General features: G+C 71.1%; 15 protein-coding genes and 1 tRNA gene. 8 read left to right on the top strand and 8 right to left on the bottom strand.

Annotated elements, in window-relative coordinates:
* Positions 1-180: 180 nt before the first annotated feature.
* Together MID12_RS15675 and MID12_RS15670 are read right to left on the bottom strand one after the other, a co-directional pair.
* Complete coding sequence (locus tag MID12_RS15675; RefSeq protein ID WP_263167916.1) at positions 181-1,737, bottom strand: serine/threonine-protein kinase; 1,557 nt, start codon at positions 1,735-1,737, stop codon at positions 181-183.
* Positions 1,738-1,786: 49 nt separating this feature from the next.
* Complete coding sequence (locus MID12_RS15670) at positions 1,787-2,335, bottom strand: helix-turn-helix domain-containing protein (protein ID WP_040251140.1); 549 nt, start codon at positions 2,333-2,335, stop codon at positions 1,787-1,789.
* Positions 2,336-2,515: 180 nt separating this feature from the next.
* Here MID12_RS15670 and MID12_RS15665 point away from each other — a divergent pair.
* Positions 2,516-2,588, top strand: a tRNA-Ala gene (locus MID12_RS15665).
* A 309-nt stretch (positions 2,589-2,897) separates the two neighbouring features.
* Here MID12_RS15665 and MID12_RS15660 read toward each other — a convergent pair.
* Positions 2,898-3,617, bottom strand: coding sequence for a DUF5324 family protein (locus MID12_RS15660; RefSeq protein WP_040251137.1), 720 nt, complete (start codon positions 3,615-3,617; stop codon positions 2,898-2,900).
* Between the two features lie 329 nt (positions 3,618-3,946).
* On the opposite strand from MID12_RS15660, the gene MID12_RS15655 reads away from it, so the two are divergent.
* Positions 3,947-4,474, top strand: coding sequence for a peptidylprolyl isomerase (locus MID12_RS15655; RefSeq protein WP_263167911.1), 528 nt, complete (start codon positions 3,947-3,949; stop codon positions 4,472-4,474).
* Between the two features lie 243 nt (positions 4,475-4,717).
* Entirely contained in the window at positions 4,718-5,617 is a 900-nt protein-coding gene (locus MID12_RS15650; protein WP_040251130.1) for a rhomboid family intramembrane serine protease, read from the top strand.
* Between the two features lie 470 nt (positions 5,618-6,087).
* Here MID12_RS15650 and crgA read toward each other — a convergent pair whose 3' ends face one another.
* Entirely contained in the window at positions 6,088-6,342 is a 255-nt protein-coding gene (gene crgA / locus MID12_RS15645) for a cell division protein CrgA (protein ID WP_040251128.1), read from the bottom strand.
* A 156-nt stretch (positions 6,343-6,498) separates the two neighbouring features.
* On the opposite strand from crgA, the gene MID12_RS15640 reads away from it, so the two are divergent.
* The 5 genes from MID12_RS15640 (at position 6,499) to MID12_RS15620 (ending at position 10,979) form a co-directional block, all read left to right on the top strand.
* Entirely contained in the window at positions 6,499-7,338 is an 840-nt protein-coding gene (locus MID12_RS15640; protein WP_040251125.1) for a DUF881 domain-containing protein, read from the top strand.
* A 135-nt stretch (positions 7,339-7,473) separates the two neighbouring features.
* On the top strand, positions 7,474-7,752 hold the full coding sequence (locus MID12_RS15635) for a hypothetical protein (protein ID WP_162487280.1): 279 nt from the start codon (positions 7,474-7,476) through the stop codon (positions 7,750-7,752).
* A gap of 53 nt (positions 7,753-7,805) precedes the next feature.
* Positions 7,806-8,471, top strand: coding sequence for an aminodeoxychorismate/anthranilate synthase component II (locus tag MID12_RS15630; RefSeq protein WP_040257349.1), 666 nt, complete (start codon positions 7,806-7,808; stop codon positions 8,469-8,471).
* Positions 8,468-10,000 (top strand): class E sortase, encoded by a 1,533-nt coding sequence (locus MID12_RS15625; protein ID WP_411576961.1) that lies wholly within the window; start codon positions 8,468-8,470, stop codon positions 9,998-10,000. The genes MID12_RS15630 and MID12_RS15625 overlap by 4 nt, the downstream gene beginning before the upstream one ends.
* A gap of 223 nt (positions 10,001-10,223) precedes the next feature.
* Positions 10,224-10,979, top strand: coding sequence for a class E sortase (locus MID12_RS15620; RefSeq protein WP_411577066.1), 756 nt, complete (start codon positions 10,224-10,226; stop codon positions 10,977-10,979).
* A gap of 221 nt (positions 10,980-11,200) precedes the next feature.
* On the opposite strand, the gene pknB is transcribed toward MID12_RS15620, so the two are convergent.
* The 4 genes from pknB to MID12_RS15600 all read right to left on the bottom strand — a co-directional run bounded on the left by pknB (position 11,201) and on the right by MID12_RS15600 (position 17,805).
* Entirely contained in the window at positions 11,201-13,213 is a 2,013-nt protein-coding gene (pknB, locus tag MID12_RS15615; RefSeq protein WP_040251120.1) for a Stk1 family PASTA domain-containing Ser/Thr kinase, read from the bottom strand.
* A 171-nt stretch (positions 13,214-13,384) separates the two neighbouring features.
* The gene (locus tag MID12_RS15610; protein WP_263167904.1) at positions 13,385-14,854 is read right to left on the bottom strand and encodes a peptidoglycan D,D-transpeptidase FtsI family protein; all 1,470 of its coding nucleotides are present in this window, start codon (positions 14,852-14,854) and stop codon (positions 13,385-13,387) included.
* Entirely contained in the window at positions 14,851-16,281 is a 1,431-nt protein-coding gene (locus tag MID12_RS15605) for an FtsW/RodA/SpoVE family cell cycle protein (RefSeq protein WP_040251114.1), read from the bottom strand. The genes MID12_RS15610 and MID12_RS15605 overlap by 4 nt, the downstream gene beginning before the upstream one ends.
* Before the next feature lie 24 nt (positions 16,282-16,305).
* Positions 16,306-17,805, bottom strand: coding sequence for a Stp1/IreP family PP2C-type Ser/Thr phosphatase (locus MID12_RS15600; protein ID WP_040257343.1), 1,500 nt, complete (start codon positions 17,803-17,805; stop codon positions 16,306-16,308).
* Positions 17,806-17,865 lie beyond the last annotated feature (60 nt).

The raw sequence follows: 17,865 nt of genomic DNA, 5'->3' as shown, positions 1-17,865 counted from the left end.
GGAGAACCGCGCCCTCAGACCCGCGCGACCCGGCAGCCATCCCTCCTCGCCACCCACGGGTTCACGAGCTCTCGTGCCCCGTGCCCCCGTGCCCACCCCCACGAGACCCCCTGAAGCGGACCGCACCCTGCGGAGCCGCCCATCGGCATGTCCGGGTCCGGCGGCGCGGCTCGGAACCGCTCAGAAGAGTTGCAGCAGGCCCCAGGTTCCCACCGCGAAGCTCAGGGTCGCGGCGCCGAGGAGGAGGACGACGGCCTTCACCGGGGGTCCCGGCTTCCGCTTGCGGCGCGAGGGAGCGGTGGGCCGGGCCGCGGTCTGCGTCGGCGAGGCGGCGGCACCGTGCACGGTGTGCTGGGCGGTGTACCGGCTGGTCGGGGGGTACGCGTACGAGGGCTGCGCGGTGGACGGCGTCTGGTCCCCGTAGTTCTGGTTCCCGTAGAGGGGAGAAGCGGGCGCCGGGGTCGGGTCCGGGTGAGGCGGAGGGGGAGGAAGCGGGGCCGGGTCCGCGTACGGCCGGTAGCCGGTGGGGGGTTCGGGCGGGGCGGTCGGAGGATGCGGGGGCGGGCTCGGCACCATGTCCCGGGGCGCCCCGGCGGGCGGCGGCGGGGCCAGGTGGAAGCTGCCCGTGTCCGAGAGGGACGGCGAGGACGCCGCGGCGGCCGGTGGAGTCGTGGCGGAGGGCGGGGCCGCGGCGGACGGCGGAGTCGGCGAGCCCGCGGCGAGCGGCGGAGTCGCGGGTGGGGGCGTCGCCGGTGGCGTCGCGGGTGGCCGTGGTGGGACGGACGGCGGGGTCGCGGGGGGTGTCAGGGGCGGGGCGGGCGGAGCCGGGGGGCGGGGGTGCCGGGGGCGGCCGCGGAGCGGGCCCTCGGGGCCGAAGCCTTCGGGCAGCGGGCCGAGTTGGTCGAAGACCTCCACCAACTCGTCCTCGTCGAGGGAGGGTTCGGGCAGCAGCTCGGCGGCCGCGGCGAGTGCCTTGCGGGCGCCGGTCGCGGTGCGGAAGCGGGCCTCGGGATCGGGCTGGAGCAGGGTGGCCGCGACCTGCCAGAGCGGTTCGGGGATGCCCTTGGGCGCGCGGGGGGTGCCGTGCTCGGCGAAGTATTCGATCAGCGCCCTGGCGTCCGGCTTGGCGCCCTCCAGGAGGTAGAGCGCGACCAGGCCGACCGCGAACAGGTCGGCGGGGAAGTCCGGTTCGGAGCCGAGCATCTGCTCGGGCGCGAAGTAGCCGGGGGTGCCGACCACGTAGTCCGTCTCGGTCAGGCGGGGCTCGCCCTTGCGCATCGCGATGCCGAAGTCGGACAGGCGCAGGTGCGGGCGGCCCGAACCGGTCGCCTCCAGAAGGACGTTGGCGGGCTTGATGTCGCGGTGCACCACGCCTTCCGCGTGCACCGCGGCCAGGCCGGCGAGCAGCTGGTCGAGCAGGGTGCACACGAAACGCGGCGGCAGCGGGCCGTAGTCCCCGATCAGATGCGCGAGCGAGCCGCCGCCGACGAGGTCCATGGTGAACAGGACCTTGTCGTCGTCGGCGGCCCAGCTGGCGGGCGCGAGCACATGCGGATGGTCGATCCGCAGCGCCTGCTCCCGTACGAAGCGCAGCAGGGTGTGGGCATCGCTCTGCTGGAGCACCTTGGCGGCGACATACCGGCGCCGCCGGTGGTCCCAGGCGCGCCACACCGCACCGACTCCCCCGCGCCCGATCGGGTCGGCCAGTTCGTACCGGCCGGCGAACACCTCACCCATGGCCTGGTGCGCTCCCCTTCGGTGTGCCCGGGCGAGCCGGTGCCCGGGGTCAGCTCTGGTGTGCCTGGTAGTGGGTCACCGCGTCGGCGGTCCGCCCGGCGCCGTACACCCGCAGGAACTCTGCCAGTTCGGGGTGGGCCAGGGCGAGGGAGTCCGCCGCATCGATGATGTCACCGGCCGCGGCGACCGAGCGCAGCAGTGACTGGATCTCGCGCACCACGCGTTTGACGGTCGGCGCTCCCGAACTGGACGTGTTCTGCGCCGCGTTGCTCAGCACCGAGCCGCCCTGGGACTTCTTTATCTCGTCCATCCGCTCGGTGGCCTCGGCCGCGCTCACGCTGCCGTCGGCGACCTGTCCGGCCAGCGACTGCAGCAGCTGCACCCGCTGCACCACCGCCGGATTGCCGATCTTGGCCCGCTGGCCGCTCATCAACTGGGACAGCATCGGCGCCGAGAGGCCGAGGACCCCGGCCAGCCGCGCCTGGTTGAGTCCCAGGTCGTCTATCAGCTTGCGGAAGAGCGTCCCCAGCGGCTCTCCGTACCAGTTCCGCTGAAGCTCACGAGCTCTTGCGGTGGCTTCCTGTTGTGCGGCATCCATTGCGTCTCCCCATCGCTTCCCCAAGTACCGCGGTTCGCTGAAGTGAACCCCGTGGGGCATCTTACGGAGCGTGGTCGCGCACGGGGACCCCAATCCTTTTGTGAGATCCGGGGGATGACCCGCTACTCTGGTCCCGGTGCACGGCACAGGCGCGTTTCCGCGGGCTCGGCACCATGGCGAGGGGCCTTAGCTCAGTTGGTAGAGCGCTGTCTTTGCATGGCAGATGTCAGGGGTTCGACTCCCCTAGGCTCCACATCCTCAGAGGCCGCCTGACCGTTTTCCACAGGTCAGGCGGCCTCTGCGCATGTACGGGCCGGGGCCCTGCCCGAGGGGGCCGCGCGGCTTCCCGCCGGCCTCCCCCTGTCAACAGTCCGGCTGTCCGGTATTCAAGAGGGCACACAGAGTAAGGCGGGTAAGCAAACGCTCTCTGCGGCTCGCTGCCGGTGCGGGAGGGGTGGGGGATCCCGGGTGCGAGGCGCTCCGCGCCATGTTCCACGTGAAACATCGTTGGGCGGGAGGCCGTCACTGCCTCCCGCCCAACGAGTCCTCTGTGAAGGGAGGTTCAGCTCTCCTTCGGCTTACCGCGCGAGGAGGAGCCGCTTCCGTCCGCTTCGTCCTGCTTCGCCTGGACCTCCGGGTCGAGCCCGGCTGCCGGGCTGCCGTCGACCGCGGTGATCGGCGCGGAGGGGTCCCGCACCTCGGTGGCCGCGGGGGGCTCGACCAGCCAGTCCGGGTTGGCCTGCTTGTCCCACCACTTCCAGACGGCGAAGGCGCCGCCCGCGACCAGACCCAGGAGCGCGACGCCCTTGAGGGCGCTGCCCGCCCGGCCGCGGCGCTGCTTCCTGCGGACGAGCTTGTCGATCTCCTTGGCCGAGACCTGTCCGCGCAGCGCGGCGACGGCGGCCGCACTGCGGGCCGATGCCTCCTCGCGTACGGGCTGGGTGGCGGCCACCGCCTGCTCGATACGGGGACGGGAGTACTCCGCCGCCTGCTGGGCCGCCTTGCGGGTGCGGTGCGCCGCTTCCTGGGCGGCCTGGTCGACCTTCGGCGGCACATGCTGCAGGGCTGCCTCCAGTCGTGGGGCGACATGAGCGCCGTACTGCACACGGGCCTGGTCCGCAGCGAGGGACACCCGGGGGGCGAGCCGTACGCGCGCTTCCTGGGCGTACAGGGCTGCCCGGTCCTTGGCCGTGTCGGCGTAGGGCGCCACCACTTCCGCAGCGTGCAGAACGCTGTCCTTCGCAGAGCCGGTAGCGGCGCGCACGCTGTCCATGCGGTTCACGAGAACCTCCTTCTCGGTGGCATACCGTTTCGCCTTTCCACCCCCATGAGGATCATGCCTGTCCGGTGCCGCGGCGGCTTGCGAAAGCAGGCATCCGGGTCACAGGTGCAGAGTGGGGCGAGAGACGATCAATCCGGTGCAAAAGTTCTGGATCGGTCTGGGTCCGACGATGCCACGGATCGGGCCGCGGAGCGCCTCCTTGGCGCCCGGCAGCCGGGGGTTTTCCCGGTGAGGACGCCGGATCGGCGGGTACGGGGCGGTGGCCGGGTATGGTGCGGACCGGTCCGTGCGAGGATCGGGGAGTCACAGAGGACAACGGAAGGCAGATCGTGGCCGAGCAGCTGTACGCCACCCTGAAGACCAACCACGGCGACATCGAGGTGCGGCTGCTGCCGAACCACGCGCCCAAGACGGTCAAGAACTTCGTCGAACTCGCCCAGGGCGAGCGGGAGTGGACCAACCCGGAGACCGGTGCGAAGACCACCGCCAAGCTCTACGACGGCACCGTCTTCCACCGCGTGATCAGCGGCTTCATGATCCAGGGCGGTGACCCCCTGGGCAACGGCACCGGCGGTCCGGGCTACGAGTTCGAGGACGAGTTCCACCCGGAGCTCTCCTTCGACCGCCCGTACCTGCTCGCGATGGCCAACGCCGGCCCGGGCACCAACGGCTCGCAGTTCTTCATCACCGTGTCGCCGACCGCCTGGCTGACCCGCAAGCACACCATCTTCGGCGAGGTCGTCGACGAGGGCGGCAAGAAGGTCGTGGACGCCATCGCGGGCACCAAGACCAACCCGCGCACCGACCGCCCGGTGAGCGACGTGGTCATCGAGTCGGTCGTCATCGAGACCCGCTGAGTCTCCGGATCGGCTGAGTCCCCGGATCGGGCTGAGTCTCCGGGCCGGCCGAGTCTCCGGAGCCCATGGGTCTCCGGGCCGGCAGAGGATCGGGACCCGCCGAGTATCAGGACTCGCCGAGGGTCGAGACCCGCCGTGCCGCCGCGGCCGGGAACCTTGTGCCCCGCCCATCCGTCAGGAAGGGCGGGGCGGTGCCGTCTGCGGGCGGCCGCCGCGGGCAGTCGTACGGGATCGAGGCACGCCATGGACCAGCCGTCAGGCGGGAGGCAGGCGCAGGGCGAGCTGCCCGGCTGCTACCGCCACCCCGACCGGGAGACCGGCGTGCGCTGTGTGCGCTGCGACCGGCCCATCTGCCCGGAGTGCATGGTCAGTGCCTCCGTCGGATTCCAGTGCCCGGACTGCGTGCGGGCCGCGAACACCGGCCCCGGGGCGAGCGCGGCCCGGCCGCGCACCCTGGCGGGCGGCTCCGTCGCCGCCGACCCCCGGCTGGTGACCAAGATCCTGCTCGCGCTCAACCTCTTCATGTTCGTCGCCGTGCACGTGGGCGACACCGTCCTTGCCCACACCGCGCTGCTCGGCGGCTGGCCTCCGCCCCAGTACTTCCCCTCCGGCGGGTACGCGCCCTCCGAGGGGGTGGCCTCCGGCGAGTGGTACCGCCTGCTGACCTCGATGTTCGTACACGAGCAGCCCTGGCACCTCGCCTTCAACCTGCTGGGCCTGTGGTGGCTCGGCGCCCCGCTGGAGGCGGCGCTCGGCCGGGCCCGCTATCTCGCGCTCTATCTGCTCTCGGGCCTCGCGGGCAGCGCGCTCACCTATGTCCTGGTCGCCCCGCAGGACGTCTCGTACGGGGCCTCCGGCGCGGTCTTCGGGCTGCTCGGGGCCACCGCGGTGCTGATGCGGCGGCTGCGCTACGACATGCGCCCGGTGATCCTGCTGCTCGGCCTCAACCTGGTCTTCACCTTCACCATGTCGAACATCGCCTGGCAGGCGCATATCGGCGGTCTGGTCGCCGGTGCCGCCCTGGCGTACGCGATGGTGCACGCCCCGGCCGAGCGGCGCTCGCTGGTGCAGTGGGGCTCCAGTGCGCTCCTGCTCGCGGTGGTGGTCGCCACCGTTCTGGTGCGTACCGCCGTGCTTCTCTGACCTGCGCCACCGCCTCCGGAACGGGTCCGGTGGGCCCTCCGGGCTGTGAATAAAACAGGTGTTCGAAACACAGCTTCGCCCGAGTCTTCGCAAGTTGTCCACAGCGTGTGCCCGGTCTTGCGCAGGGGGTGCGGAAGGTCGCGGGTCTGCCTCGCTGACCTGGGTTTTCCCAGGAGGGGCAAGGGGGGAACAGGTATCCGGATACCGGTACGGCAGTCACACCGGCGTCAACCGCGCAGAGGTTATCCACAGATCTTCAGATCTTTTCCCCATGTGGACAGCCCTGTGGATAACTCACCGGTGGTCCTGGTGGTACCGGTGGTCCGAGGGCGCACACAGCGAACCCCGCGGCCGGAGAGCACGGCCGCCTCTCCGGAGTCACCGGAGCCGGGAAGGCTCAGGAACTCAGGCGAGGCGGCCGACCGGCCGCGGGGCACTGGTGCTGCTGGTACTGAAGAACCGCGGAAACGCTACTTCCACTGCGTGGAGACACCGAATCCGGCGGCGATGAAGGCGAAACCGACGACGATGTTGAAGTTGTCGATCGACTCGATCGGCAGTTTGCCGTCGGTCACGTAGAAGACGACGATCCAGGCGAGGCCGATCAGGAAGAGGGCGAGCATCACCGGTGCCACCCAGCTGCGGCTGGTCAGCTTGATGTTCGTCGCCTGCTTCGCCGGCGGCGGCGTGTAATCGTCCTTCTTGCGAATACGTGACTTCGGCACGAGGGTCTCTCCTGTCGATGCGCTGCCTGCCCGCGCACGGGACTGTGGACTGGGCTGAAGAGGCAGCGTACAAGCGGACACTGAGGGGACACTGAGTGCTCCCCCGAGCGTCCGTTAGCGTAGTGCTTCCCCGGCGCCGTTAGGAGTAAGGGTCCGTTGAGCCATTCTGCCGACTCCACCGGCCCCGGCACCAGCCCTCCCGAGGGCGGGAACGGGAACAACGACGACAAGAGCCGCGAAGCGCGGGCGCCGCACGGCCGCGGACGGCTGCGCGGGCACCCGGTGCGCCTGCTGACGGCCGCCGTCTTCGCCCTCGCCGGGCTGCTCTTCTTCACCAGCTTCAACACGGCCAAGGGCACCAACATCCGTACCGACGCCTCGCTCCTGAAGCTGTCCGACCTGATCCAGGAGCGCAGCCGCAAGAACGGCCAGCTGGAGGAGTCCAACGCGGGCCTGCGCGGCGACGTCGACTCGCTCGCCGAGCGGGACAACGGCAGCACCGAGGCCGAGGAGAAGAAGCTCGCCGCCCTGGAATCGGCCGCCGGCACCCGCAAGCTGCGCGGCGAGGCCCTCACGGTCACCCTCGACGACGCCCCGCCGGACGCCACCGCCAAGCTGCCCGGCTACCCCGAGCCGCAGCCCAACGACCTCGTCATCCACCAGCAGGACCTGCAGGCCGTGGTGAACGCCCTGTGGCGGGGCGGCGCCCGCGGCATCAAGGTCATGGACCAGCGCCTGATCTCCACCAGCGCCGTCCGCTGCGTGGGCAACACCCTGATCCTCCAGGGCCGCGTCTACTCGCCCCCGTACAAGGTGACCGCCGTAGGCGCACCGCAGAAGCTCAAGAAGGCGCTCTCCGACTCCCCGCAGATCCAGAACTACATGCTGTACGTCAACGCCTACGGACTCGGCTGGGACGTCCACGACGACGGCACCCGGACGCTGCCCGGCTACTCCGGCACCGTCGACCTGCACCAGGCCGAGCCCGTCGACTGAGCGCGCCCGCACGGACCGGGAGCACGTCTGTGCGCCCCCCGAGCGGGCCTTCGTACCCGGCGGGGTGTGACGAGGCACATGGGGTGAGGCTTTGTCCAGGCGGCCCCGAGCCCCCGCCGGGTCCGCTTAGTCTTGATGCGGCACACCAGGAACGCGGCGGACGCGGGGGAAGTACGCGAAAGCCGCGGCAGAACGGACGGCGGCGCGCGGCGACGGCGCGGACGGGACGAGTGGGACGGCATGTACGGCTGGATCTGGCGGCATCTGCCGGGCAACGTGTGGGTGAGGGCACTCCTCTCGCTGCTCCTGGTGCTCCTCGTCGTCTTCCTGCTGTTCCAGTACATCTTCCCGTGGGCGGAGCCGCTGCTCCCCTTCAACGACGTCACGGTCGACGAGGGAAGGGCGGGCCGGTGAGCGGCGCCGCGGCGGTGGCCCGCGCCGGGGAGGCCACGACGGAGAATGCGGTCATGAACGACATCGCCCCGGGGTCCGGACGGCCGGCCCGCATCCTCGTCGTCGACAACTACGACAGCTTCGTCTTCAACCTCGTGCAGTACCTGTACCAGCTGGGCGCCACATGCGAAGTGGTGCGCAACGACGAGGTGTCCACCGGGCACGCCCAGGACGGCTTCGACGGCGTGCTGCTCTCGCCGGGCCCCGGCACCCCCGAAGAGGCGGGCGTCTGCGTCGAGATGGTCCGGCACTGCGCCGCCACCCGGGTGCCCGTCTTCGGCGTCTGCCTGGGCATGCAGTCGATGGCGGTCGCCTACGGCGGCGTCGTCGACCGGGCGCCGGAGCTCCTGCACGGCAAGACCTCCCTCGTACGGCACGAGGGGCGCGGCGTCTTCGCGGGGCTGCCCACGCCCTTCACCGCGACCCGCTACCACTCGCTGGCGGCCGAGCCGCGGACCGTACCCGCCGAGCTGGAGGTCACCGCGCGGACCGAGGACGGCATCATCATGGGGCTGCGGCACCGCGAACACGCCGTGGAGGGCGTGCAGTTCCACCCCGAGTCGGTGCTCACCGAGCACGGCCACCGGATGCTGGCCAACTGGCTGGCCGAGTGCGGCGACGAGGGCGCCGTGGGGCGTTCCGTGGGCCTGGCCCCGATCGTGGGCAGGGCCTCGGCGTGACCGAGCCGGTCCCCGAGCGCGACCGGGAGGGCTCCGGGAGCGGCGCCCCGCCGGGCGAACGGGCCGCCTGGGAAGGCTCCTTGGCGGACACCGGCGCCTTCGAGGCCGCCGTCGAACAGCTCGACGACCCGCTGAACGACCCCCTCCCCGCCCGCCACCCCTCGCCGTGGTTCCGCACGCCGGGGCCCGGGGAGCAGCCGGGCCCGCCCGCGCCCGAGGCCCAGGCGGGCCGGGGCAGGCGCAGGAAGCCGCCTCAGCCGCCGGAAACCGGCCAGACGCCCCGGCGGCCCGCCGCGGAGCGGGAACGCCCCACAGGCCGCCGCAGAGCGCCGCAGCGCGCGGTGCCGCAGCCTTCGCCCCCTGCCGGGCCGACGCCGCCGTCCCCGGCGCGGCAGATGCCGCCGCCCTCCGCTCGGCGGACGCCGCCCTCCGCGGGGCAGGCGCCTGCCGCCTCCGCGGGGCGGGCACCGGCTCGTGACGCGCGGCAGATGCCGCCTCCCGCCGCGGGGCGGACGCCCGCTCGTGACGCCCGGCAGGCCGCGCCGCCCCGCCGCGACGACGAGACGGTGGGGCTGCGGGTGCCGCCGCCGGAGGAGTCCGGGCGGGCGCGGCCCCTCGGCGACGAGACCGTGGCGCTGCGTACGGCGCGGGAGGCCGGGAGCGCCGCGGCGGCCCCGGAGGCGACGGGCGGGCGGGCGGCCCGGCGCAAGGCGGCCAAGCGGCAGGGCCGCGGCGGCAGTTCGGGCACGGGCACGGCGGGGGCCGAGGCGTCCGGGGCGTCCGGCGACGGGGAGGAGGCCGCGGCGGCCCCGCTGAGCCGGGTGGAGGCGCGGCGGGCCGCCCGAGCGCGCAAGCCCAGCGCGGGGGTCATCGCGAGCCGGGCGGTCGGCGAGTTCTTCATCACCCTCGGCGTGGTCCTGCTGCTCTTCGTGACGTACCAGCTGTGGTGGACCAACGTCCGGGCGCATCAGCAGGCCGACGGCGCCCGCAACAGCCTGGAGGAGGACTGGGCCAAGGGCAAGCGCCAGCCCGGCGTCTTCGAGCCGGGGCAGGGCTTCGCCATCATGCACATCCCGAAGCTGGACGTGGTGGTGCCGATCGCCGAGGGCATCAGCAAGCACAAGGTCCTCGACCGGGGCATGGTCGGGCACTACGGCGGCGAGGGCACCGTCAAGACGGCGATGCCGGAGGACAAGACGGGCAACTTCGCGGTCGCCGGGCACCGCAACACCCATGGCGAACCGTTCCGCTACATCAACCGCCTCAAGCCCGGCGACCCGATCGTCGTGGAGACCCAGCACACGTACTACGTCTACAAGATGGCGAACATCCTGCCGCAGACGCCGCCCGGCAACACCTCGGTGATCGCACCCGTCCCGAATGGTTCGGGTTTCACCAAGCCGGGCCGGTACCTCACACTGACGACGTGCACTCCGGAATTCACCAGTACGTATCGAATGATCGTCTGGGGCAAGATGGTCGAGGAGCGGCCGCGCGGCAAGGGCAAGCCGGACGCGCTCCTCGGCTGAGGGACCCGGGCCGGGTGCGCGCAACAGCCCGCCGGGCGGGCGCGGTTGAGCGGTGCGCGGGACGAGCGGTCGGGCGAGTACCTGAGACGGACGGGCAGGGGCAGTGACAGCAGGCAGCGACGCGGACGGCGACCGGGAGGAGCAGCCCGCGGCGGAGCGGCCCGCGGCAGAGGAGCCCTCGCAGGAGCGGTCCGCGGCCGAACCGCCCGCGGCGGAGCGGCCCGTGGGGGATCAGCCCGCGGGGGAGGAGGACGCGGCGGCGGAACCGGCGCCCGCGCCCGTGCGGCGGCGGCGTGCGCCGGGACGGATCGCCACCGCGGTCGGCGTCTTCGGCGAACTCCTCATCACCGCGGGCCTGGTGCTCGGCCTCTTCGTCGTCTACTCGCTGTGGTGGACGAATGTCATCGCCGACCGCGAGTCCGACCGGCAGAGCGAGCGGGTCCGCGACAACTGGGCGCACGGGGACGGCAAGGATCAGGGCCCCGGCGGACTGGACACCGAGGGCGGCCTCGGCTTCCTGCACGTACCGGCGATGAGCAAGGACGAGGTGCTCGTCAAGAAGGGCACCTCCGCGAAGGTCCTCAACGACGGCGTCGCCGGGTACTACACCCAGCCCGTCAAGTCCGCGCTGCCGAAGGACGAGAAGGGCAACTTCTCGCTCGCCGCCCACCGCGACGGCCACGGCGCCAGGTTCCACCGCATCGACAAGATCAAGAAGGGCGATCCGATCGTCTTCGAGACCAAGGACGTCTGGTACGTCTACAAGGTCTACGCGACGCTCCCCGAGACCTCGAAGTACAACGTCGGCGTCCTGAACGCGATCCCCGGCGACTCCGGCCGCGAGAAGCCCGGCCGCTACCTCACCCTGACCACCTGCACCCCGGTCTTCACCTCCCGGTACCGCTATGTGGTCTGGGGCGAACTGGTCCGCACCGAGAAGGTCGACGCGGAGCGCACGCCCCCGAAGGAGATCCGCTGAGGCAGGCGCTCCGCCGCTTGCCCCCCGCCCACCTGCTCGCCCGCTCGCGGAGCGTGGTGCGTCGAAGTCCCCTCCTCGCCGAAGTCCCGCTCCACGCCGAAGTGCCCCTCCACGACGAAGTCCCCGGCTCCACCTCGCGGGTGGTGCCGGGGACTTCGCCGTTCTGCCTGCCGTACGGGCGGGCCGTGCGTCAGGGGCCGGGGCTCAGGCCCCGCGGGGCCCTAGTCGCGGCGGCCGGGGAATCCGTCGGCGCCGCCGAAGACGACTCCGCCGTTGTCGCCGCCGCCCTGGTCGCCGCCCGGGCCACCGCCGCCGATGGTGATCAGCGTGACCTTGTCGCCCTTCTTGACCTGGGTGCCGCCGCCGGGCTGGGTGCCGATGACGGTGGCGTTCGGTTCGTTGGGGGAGCCGGGGTTGACCTCCGGGACCAGGCCGAGCCCGGTGAGCTGGGCCTGGACGTCCTTCAGCTTCTTGCCGGTGAGGTCGCCGGGCACCGTGATCTGCTCGGGGGCCTTGGCCACCTGGAGGTTGACCTTGGAGCCCGGGTCGGCCTGGCTGTTCGCCGCGAGGCTCTGGCTGAAGACCTTGCCGGCCTCCGCCTCGGCGTTCTCGACCTCGGTGCACTCGCCGACCAGGTCGTTGTCCTTCAGCTGGGCCTTGGCCTCGTCACAGGTCTTGCCGGTGACATCGGGGACCGTGGACTGCTTCTTCTCCTTGGCCACGGTCAGGGTGATCTTGCTGCCCTTCTGGACCTCGGAGCCGGAGGAGGGGTCCTGGTCGAGGACCCTGCCGGGATCCTCGGGCGACTCCTGGTACTTCGTCTTGACCTCGAACTGGTACTTGTCGCCCTCGAGCTTCTCGGTGGCCTCGTCGACGTCCTGGTTGATGACGTTCGGCACCGCCACCTTGGGTGCGCCGGTGGAGACCGTGACCGCGATGGTGTCGCCCTTGTTGACCTTGGCCTTGGGTCCCGGGCTCTGCTCGCAGACCCGGTTCTTGGGCTGGTTGTCGCAGGGCTTGCGGGTGACGTCGAGCTTGAGCCCGATGTTGTCCGCCATCCCCTCGGCGTCCTGGTAGGTCTCCCCCACCAGGGCGGGCGTGTACACCGGGTCGTCGGCGCTGTTGTTGTCGCTGAAGACCCACTTGCCGATGAGGATCGCGCCGACCAGCACCAGCACACCGGCCACGACGAGCAGGATGGTGGAGGTGTTGTTCTTCTTCTGGCGGCGCCGGTCGACGCGGTCGTCGTAGCCGTAGCCGCTTTCGTCCGGGTTGACCGGGGGCAGCATCGAGGTCTGCTGGCCGCCGTTCTGCGGGCGCAGCATCGCCGTCTGCTGGTCGTCGGGGTGGCCGCCGTAGCCGACGGAGCCGAGGCCCGCGGTGGCCGCGACGGGCTGGCCGTCGAGGCAGGCCTCGATGTCGGCGCGCATCTCGTCGGCGGACTGGTAGCGGTAGTCGGGGTCCTTGACCAGGGCCTTCAGGACGATGGCGTCCATCTCGGGCGTGATCTCGGGGTCGTAGACACTCGGCGGCTGCGCCTCTTCGCGTACGTGCTGGTAGGCGACCGCCACCGGGGAGTCCCCGACGAAGGGCGGGCGCACGGTCAGCAGTTCGTAGAGCAGGCAGCCGGTGGAGTAGAGGTCGCTGCGCGCGTCCACGGTCTCGCCCTTGGCCTGCTCCGGGGAGAGGTACTGGGCGGTGCCGATCACGGCCGCGGTCTGCGTCATCGTCATCCCGGAGTCGCCCATGGCGCGGGCGATGCCGAAGTCCATGACCTTGACCTGGCCGGTGCGGGTCAGCATGACGTTGGCGGGCTTGATGTCGCGGTGGACGATGCCGGCGCGGTGCGAGTACTCCAGGGCCTGGAGGATCCCGACGGTCATCTCCATGGCGCGCTCGGGCAGCAGCTTGCGGCCGGAGTGAAGAAGCTCACGCAGCGTCGAGCCGTCCACGTACTCCATCACGATGTACGGGATGGAGACCTGGTCGATGTAGTCCTCGCCCGTGTCGTAGACCGCCACGATCGCGGGGTGGTTGAGCGAGGCGGCCGACTGGGCCTCCCGGCGGAAGCGGGCCTGGAACGACGGGTCGCGGGCGAGGTCCGCGCGCAGCGTCTTCACCGCCACGGTGCGGCCGAGCCGGGTGTCGTGGGCGAGGTGGACCTCGGCCATGCCACCACGGCCGAGCACCTGGCCCAGCTCGTACCGGCCGCCGAGGCGACGCGGCTCTTCCATAGCTAATCCAGCCCTCTCCGTCGTTCCCGGCCGCACGCTCTGCGCGGCCCGGCGGTGTGCTGCCCGGGCATACCGTACCCGGCCTGTGCTGCCCGGCCCGACCCGTCACCGTGACCCGATACCGGACCGGTACCCCCTCGGGACACCGGTGTGAAGGCGTCGTGACCGGGGTCACTGCTTGCTGTCGACGACCGCCTTCATCACGTCCCGGGCGATGGGGGCGGCGAGGCCGCCACCGGAGATGTCGTCGCGGCTGGCGTCGGAGTCCTCCACCACCACGGCCACCGCCACCGGGGAGCCCGAGTCGGTCTTCGCGTAGGAGATGAACCACGCGTACGGGTTCTTGCTGTTGGCGACGCCGTGCTGCGCGGTACCCGTCTTGCCGCCGACCGTGACGCCGTCGATCTTGGCGTTCTGGCCGGTGCCCTTGTCGACGACGGTCTCCATCATGTCCTGGAGCTTCTGCGCGTTCTCCTCGGAGAGCGGCTCGCTCATCTTCTTCGGCGAGGTCTTCTCGACCACGTCGAGGTTGGGCGCCTGGAGCTGGCTGATCATGTACGGCTCCATCAGCGTGCCGTCGTTGGCGACCGCCGAGGCGACCATCGCCATCTGCAGCGGGGTCGCCGCGGTGTTGAACTGGCCGATGGAGGAGAGCGCGGTCTGCGACTTGTTCATGTCGTCGGAGAAGTTGGAGGCGTTGGTGCGCACCGGCGTGAACTGCTCCTTGTTGAAGCCGAACTCCTCCGCCGTCTCCAGCATCTTGTCGTTGCCGAGGTCCGAACCGACCTTGCCGAACACGGTGTTGCAGGACCAGCGCAGGGCGACACGCAGCGTGGCGTTCTCGCAGGGGATGGTGCCCTCGTTCTTCAGCTCGGTGGTGGTGCCGGGCATGGTCCAGGGCAGCGGCGACTCGGTCTTCTCGTCCGGGTTCTCGTACAGGCCGTGCTCCAGGGCCGCCGCCGCGGTCACCACCTTGAAGGTGGAGCCGGGCGGGTAGGTCTGCCGCAGCGCCCGGTTGAGCATCGGCTCGTCCGGGTTCTTCTTCTTCTGCAGCTTCTCCCAGGCCTTGGAGTCCGTGGTCGTGGAGTTCCCCGCGAAGGTGGCCGGGTCGTAGGAGGGCGTGGAGGCCAGCGCGAGGATGGCGCCGGTGCGCGGGTCGAGCGCGGCCACCGCGCCCTTCTTGTCGCCGAGTCCCTCGAAGGCCGCCTTCTGGGCGTCCGCGTTGAGGGTGGTGACGACGTTGCCGCCCTCCTTCTTCTTGCCGGTCAGCATGTCCAGGGTGCGGCGGAAGAAGAGGCGGTCGTCGTTGCCGGTGAGGATGCCGTCCTCCAGGCTCTCCAGCTGGGTGGCGCCGAAGGCCTGGGAGGCGTAGCCGGTGACGGGGGCCCACATCGGGCCGTTGCTGTACGTGCGCTTGTAGGCGAAGTCGCTGCCCGAGGTCTTGGTGGACCCGGTGATCGGCTTGCCGTCCACGATGATGTTGCCGCGGGGCGAGGCGTACCGCTCGATGGCGACGCGGCGGTTCTTCTCATGGGTGCGCAGCTCGTCGGCGGCGACGTACTGGATCCAGTTGTCGCGGGCGAGCAGCGCGAGAACCAGCAGCCCGCAGAAGATCGCGATCCGGCGCAGGGGCTTGTTCACGGGCGCACCACCTGGGTCATCTCGGCGTCGGGGTTCGGGGCGGGGGCGGGGGCCGGGCGTCTGGCGGTGTCGCTGATCCGGATCAGGATGCCGATCAGGGCGTAGTTGGCGATCACCGAGGAGCCGCCGTAGGCGACGAAGGGCATGGTCATGCCGCTCAGCGGGATCAGGCCCATCACGCCGCCCGCGACGACGAAGACCTGGATGGCGAAGGCGCTGGACAGCCCCACGGCGAGCAGTTTGCCGAACGGGTCGCGGGCGGCGAGGGCGGTACGGATGCCGCGCTCCACGATCAACGCGTACAGCAGCAGGATGGCCATCACGCCGGCGAGCCCCAGCTCCTCGCCGAAGGTGGCGAAGATGAAGTCGGAGTTGGCGGCGAAGCCGATCAGGTCCGAGTCGCCCTGGCCGAGGCCGGTGCCGAGGACGCCGCCGGAGCCGAAGGCCATCAAGGACTGCGCCATCTGCTCGCTGTTGCCCTGCATCACCTGGTCGGAGAAGGGGTTGAGCCAGGCGTCGACGCGCTCCTGCACATGCGGCTCGAAGCTGGCCACGCCCACCGCGCCGATGGCGGACATCAGCAGACCGAAGACGATCCAGCTGGTGCGCTCGGTGGCGACGTACAGCACCACGATGAACATGCCGAAGAACAGCAGCGAGGTGCCGAGGTCGGTCTCGAAGACCAGGATGAGCAGGCTCATCGCCCACACCGTGATGATCGGGCCGAGGTCGCGGCCGCGCGGCAGGTACAGGCCCATGAACCGGCGGCTGGCCAGCGCCAGCGCGTCTCTCTTCACCATCAGGTAACCGGAGAAGAAGATCGCGATGATGATCTTCGCGAACTCACCGGGCTGGATGGTGAAGGCGCCGATCGAGATCCAGATCTTCGCGCCGTTGACCGCGGGGAAGAACACCGGCGCCACGAGCAGCACCAGCGCCACGACCATCGAGATGTACGTATAGCGCTGGAGGATGCGGTGGTCCTTGAGGAACACCAGGATCGCCGCGAAGAAGGCGACGCCGAGCGCCGAGTACATCAGCTGCTTCGGCGCGTCCGGCGAGAAGGCGCCGAAGAGGTTCTCGGCGCGCTGCTGGAGCCGCGGCGACTGGTCGAGCCGCCAGATGGCGACCAGACCGAGGCCGTTCAGCAGGGTGGCCAGCGGCAGCAGCAGCGGATCGGCGTACGGGGCGAACTTCCGCACGACCAGGTGCGCGACGCCCGCGAGACCGCCGAGGCCGAGGCCGTAGCCGATCATCCCGGTGGGGACCTCGTCGTTCACGGCGAGGCCGACATTGACGTACGCGAAGACCGGGATGACGACGGCGAAGACAAGGAGCGCCAGCTCGGTGTTGCGGCGGCTCGGCGTGCCGATGGATCCGATCGTCGAGGTGTTCGCGGTGTTCGTGGTGGAGGTGGAACTGCTCATGGTGTGCCCGGGCCCCTCAGCTGCTCACTTCTTGCCGCACTGCCCGACCAGGGTCTTCTCTTCCTCGGAGAGAGTGGGGCCCGGTGTGGGAGTGGGTGATTTGGTGGGCTTGGCCTCGGTCTTGCCGCCCTTGTCCGTCGATTTCGGCGGGCCCGAGGGGTTGGCCTCGTCACCGGAGGGGGGCTGTTCCTTCTCGGCCGCCCGGCGCTCCTCCTCCTTGCGGCAGGCGGTGGCCTGCCGGGCCAGCTCGTCGATCTTGTCGTTGGCCTGGTCGATGCCGTCCTCCACGATCGTCGCCTCGACCTGCCGCTGCTGGTACGGCGGCAGGTACTTGAGTTCGATCTCGGGGTGGTCCTTCTGCACCTTCGAGAGGTTCACCCAGGCGAGGTCCTGGCTGATACCGCGGTACAGCGCGACATGGCCGTCGTTGGAGCCGACGTAGTACTGGGTCTGCGTCCAGCGGTAGCCCCCGTAGAGGCCGCCCGCGATCACCGCCAGGGCCAGCGCCCCGTAGAGGGTGGGCTTGACCCACCTGCGGCGGCCGCCGCTCTTGTCGAGGTCACCGTCCCCGTACGCGCCGAAGCCCCCCTCCGGTGCGTACCCCGCCGCCCCCTCGCCGCCGCTGCCCGGCGGGCCGAACTCGCCTCCGGCGGGCGGGGGTTCGGGGGTGCGGCCGAGGCCGGAGGCGCGGCCCGCGGGGGTCTCCATGGCGCCGTCGTCGTGGGTCTGGTGCTGGTTCTCGGCGACCGCGCCGACCACCACGGGGGTGTCGCTGAGCTGCCCGGCGAGGGTGTCGCCGCTGTCGATGTCGAGGACGTCGGCGACGATCACGGTGATGTTGTCGGGGCCGCCGCCGCGCAGCGCGAGCTGGATCAGCTCCTGCACGGTCTCCTGCGGGCCCTGGTAGCTGGCGAGGGTGTCCTCCATCGTCTGATGGCTGACCACGCCGGAGAGTCCGTCGGAGCAGATCAGGTAGCGGTCACCGGCGCGCACCTCGCGGATGGAGAGGTCGGGCTCGACGTGGTCGCCGCTGCCCAGCGCCCGCATCAGCAGCGAGCGCTGCGGATGGGTGGTGGCCTCCTCCTCGGTGATGCGGCCCTCGTCCACGAGCCGCTGCACCCAGGTGTGGTCCTGCGTGATCTGGGTCAGGGCGCCGTCGCGCAGCAGGTAGGCCCGCGAGTCGCCGACGTGCACCAGGCCGAGCCGGCGGCCCGTCCACAGCAGCGCGGTGAGCGTGGTGCCCATGCCCTCCAGCTGCGGGTCCTCCTCGACCATCACCCGCAGCTGGTCGTTGGCCCGCTGCACGGCGGTCCCCAGCGAGGTCAGGATGTCCGAGCCCGGTACGTCGTCGTCGAGGGTGACCAGCGTCGAGATCACCTCGGAGGAGGCCACCTCGCCCGCGGCCTGGCCCCCCATGCCGTCGGCGATGGCGAGCAGCCGGGGACCGGCGTAGCCCGAGTCCTCGTTGCCCTCGCGGATCATGCCCTTGTGCGATCCGGCGGCGAAGCGCAGTGACAGGCTCATGCCCACCTCGCCCGTCGGCTCGGACTGCAGCCGGTCTCCTCGAGCCACACTGCCCACCCT

The organism is Streptomyces sp. SCSIO ZS0520, assembly GCF_025643355.1.
In the GTDB taxonomy this organism is placed as follows: domain Bacteria; phylum Actinomycetota; class Actinomycetes; order Streptomycetales; family Streptomycetaceae; genus Streptomyces; species Streptomyces physcomitrii.
Note: the sequence above shows the minus strand (reverse complement) of the source record. Positions and strands in the feature narration are given on the sequence as shown.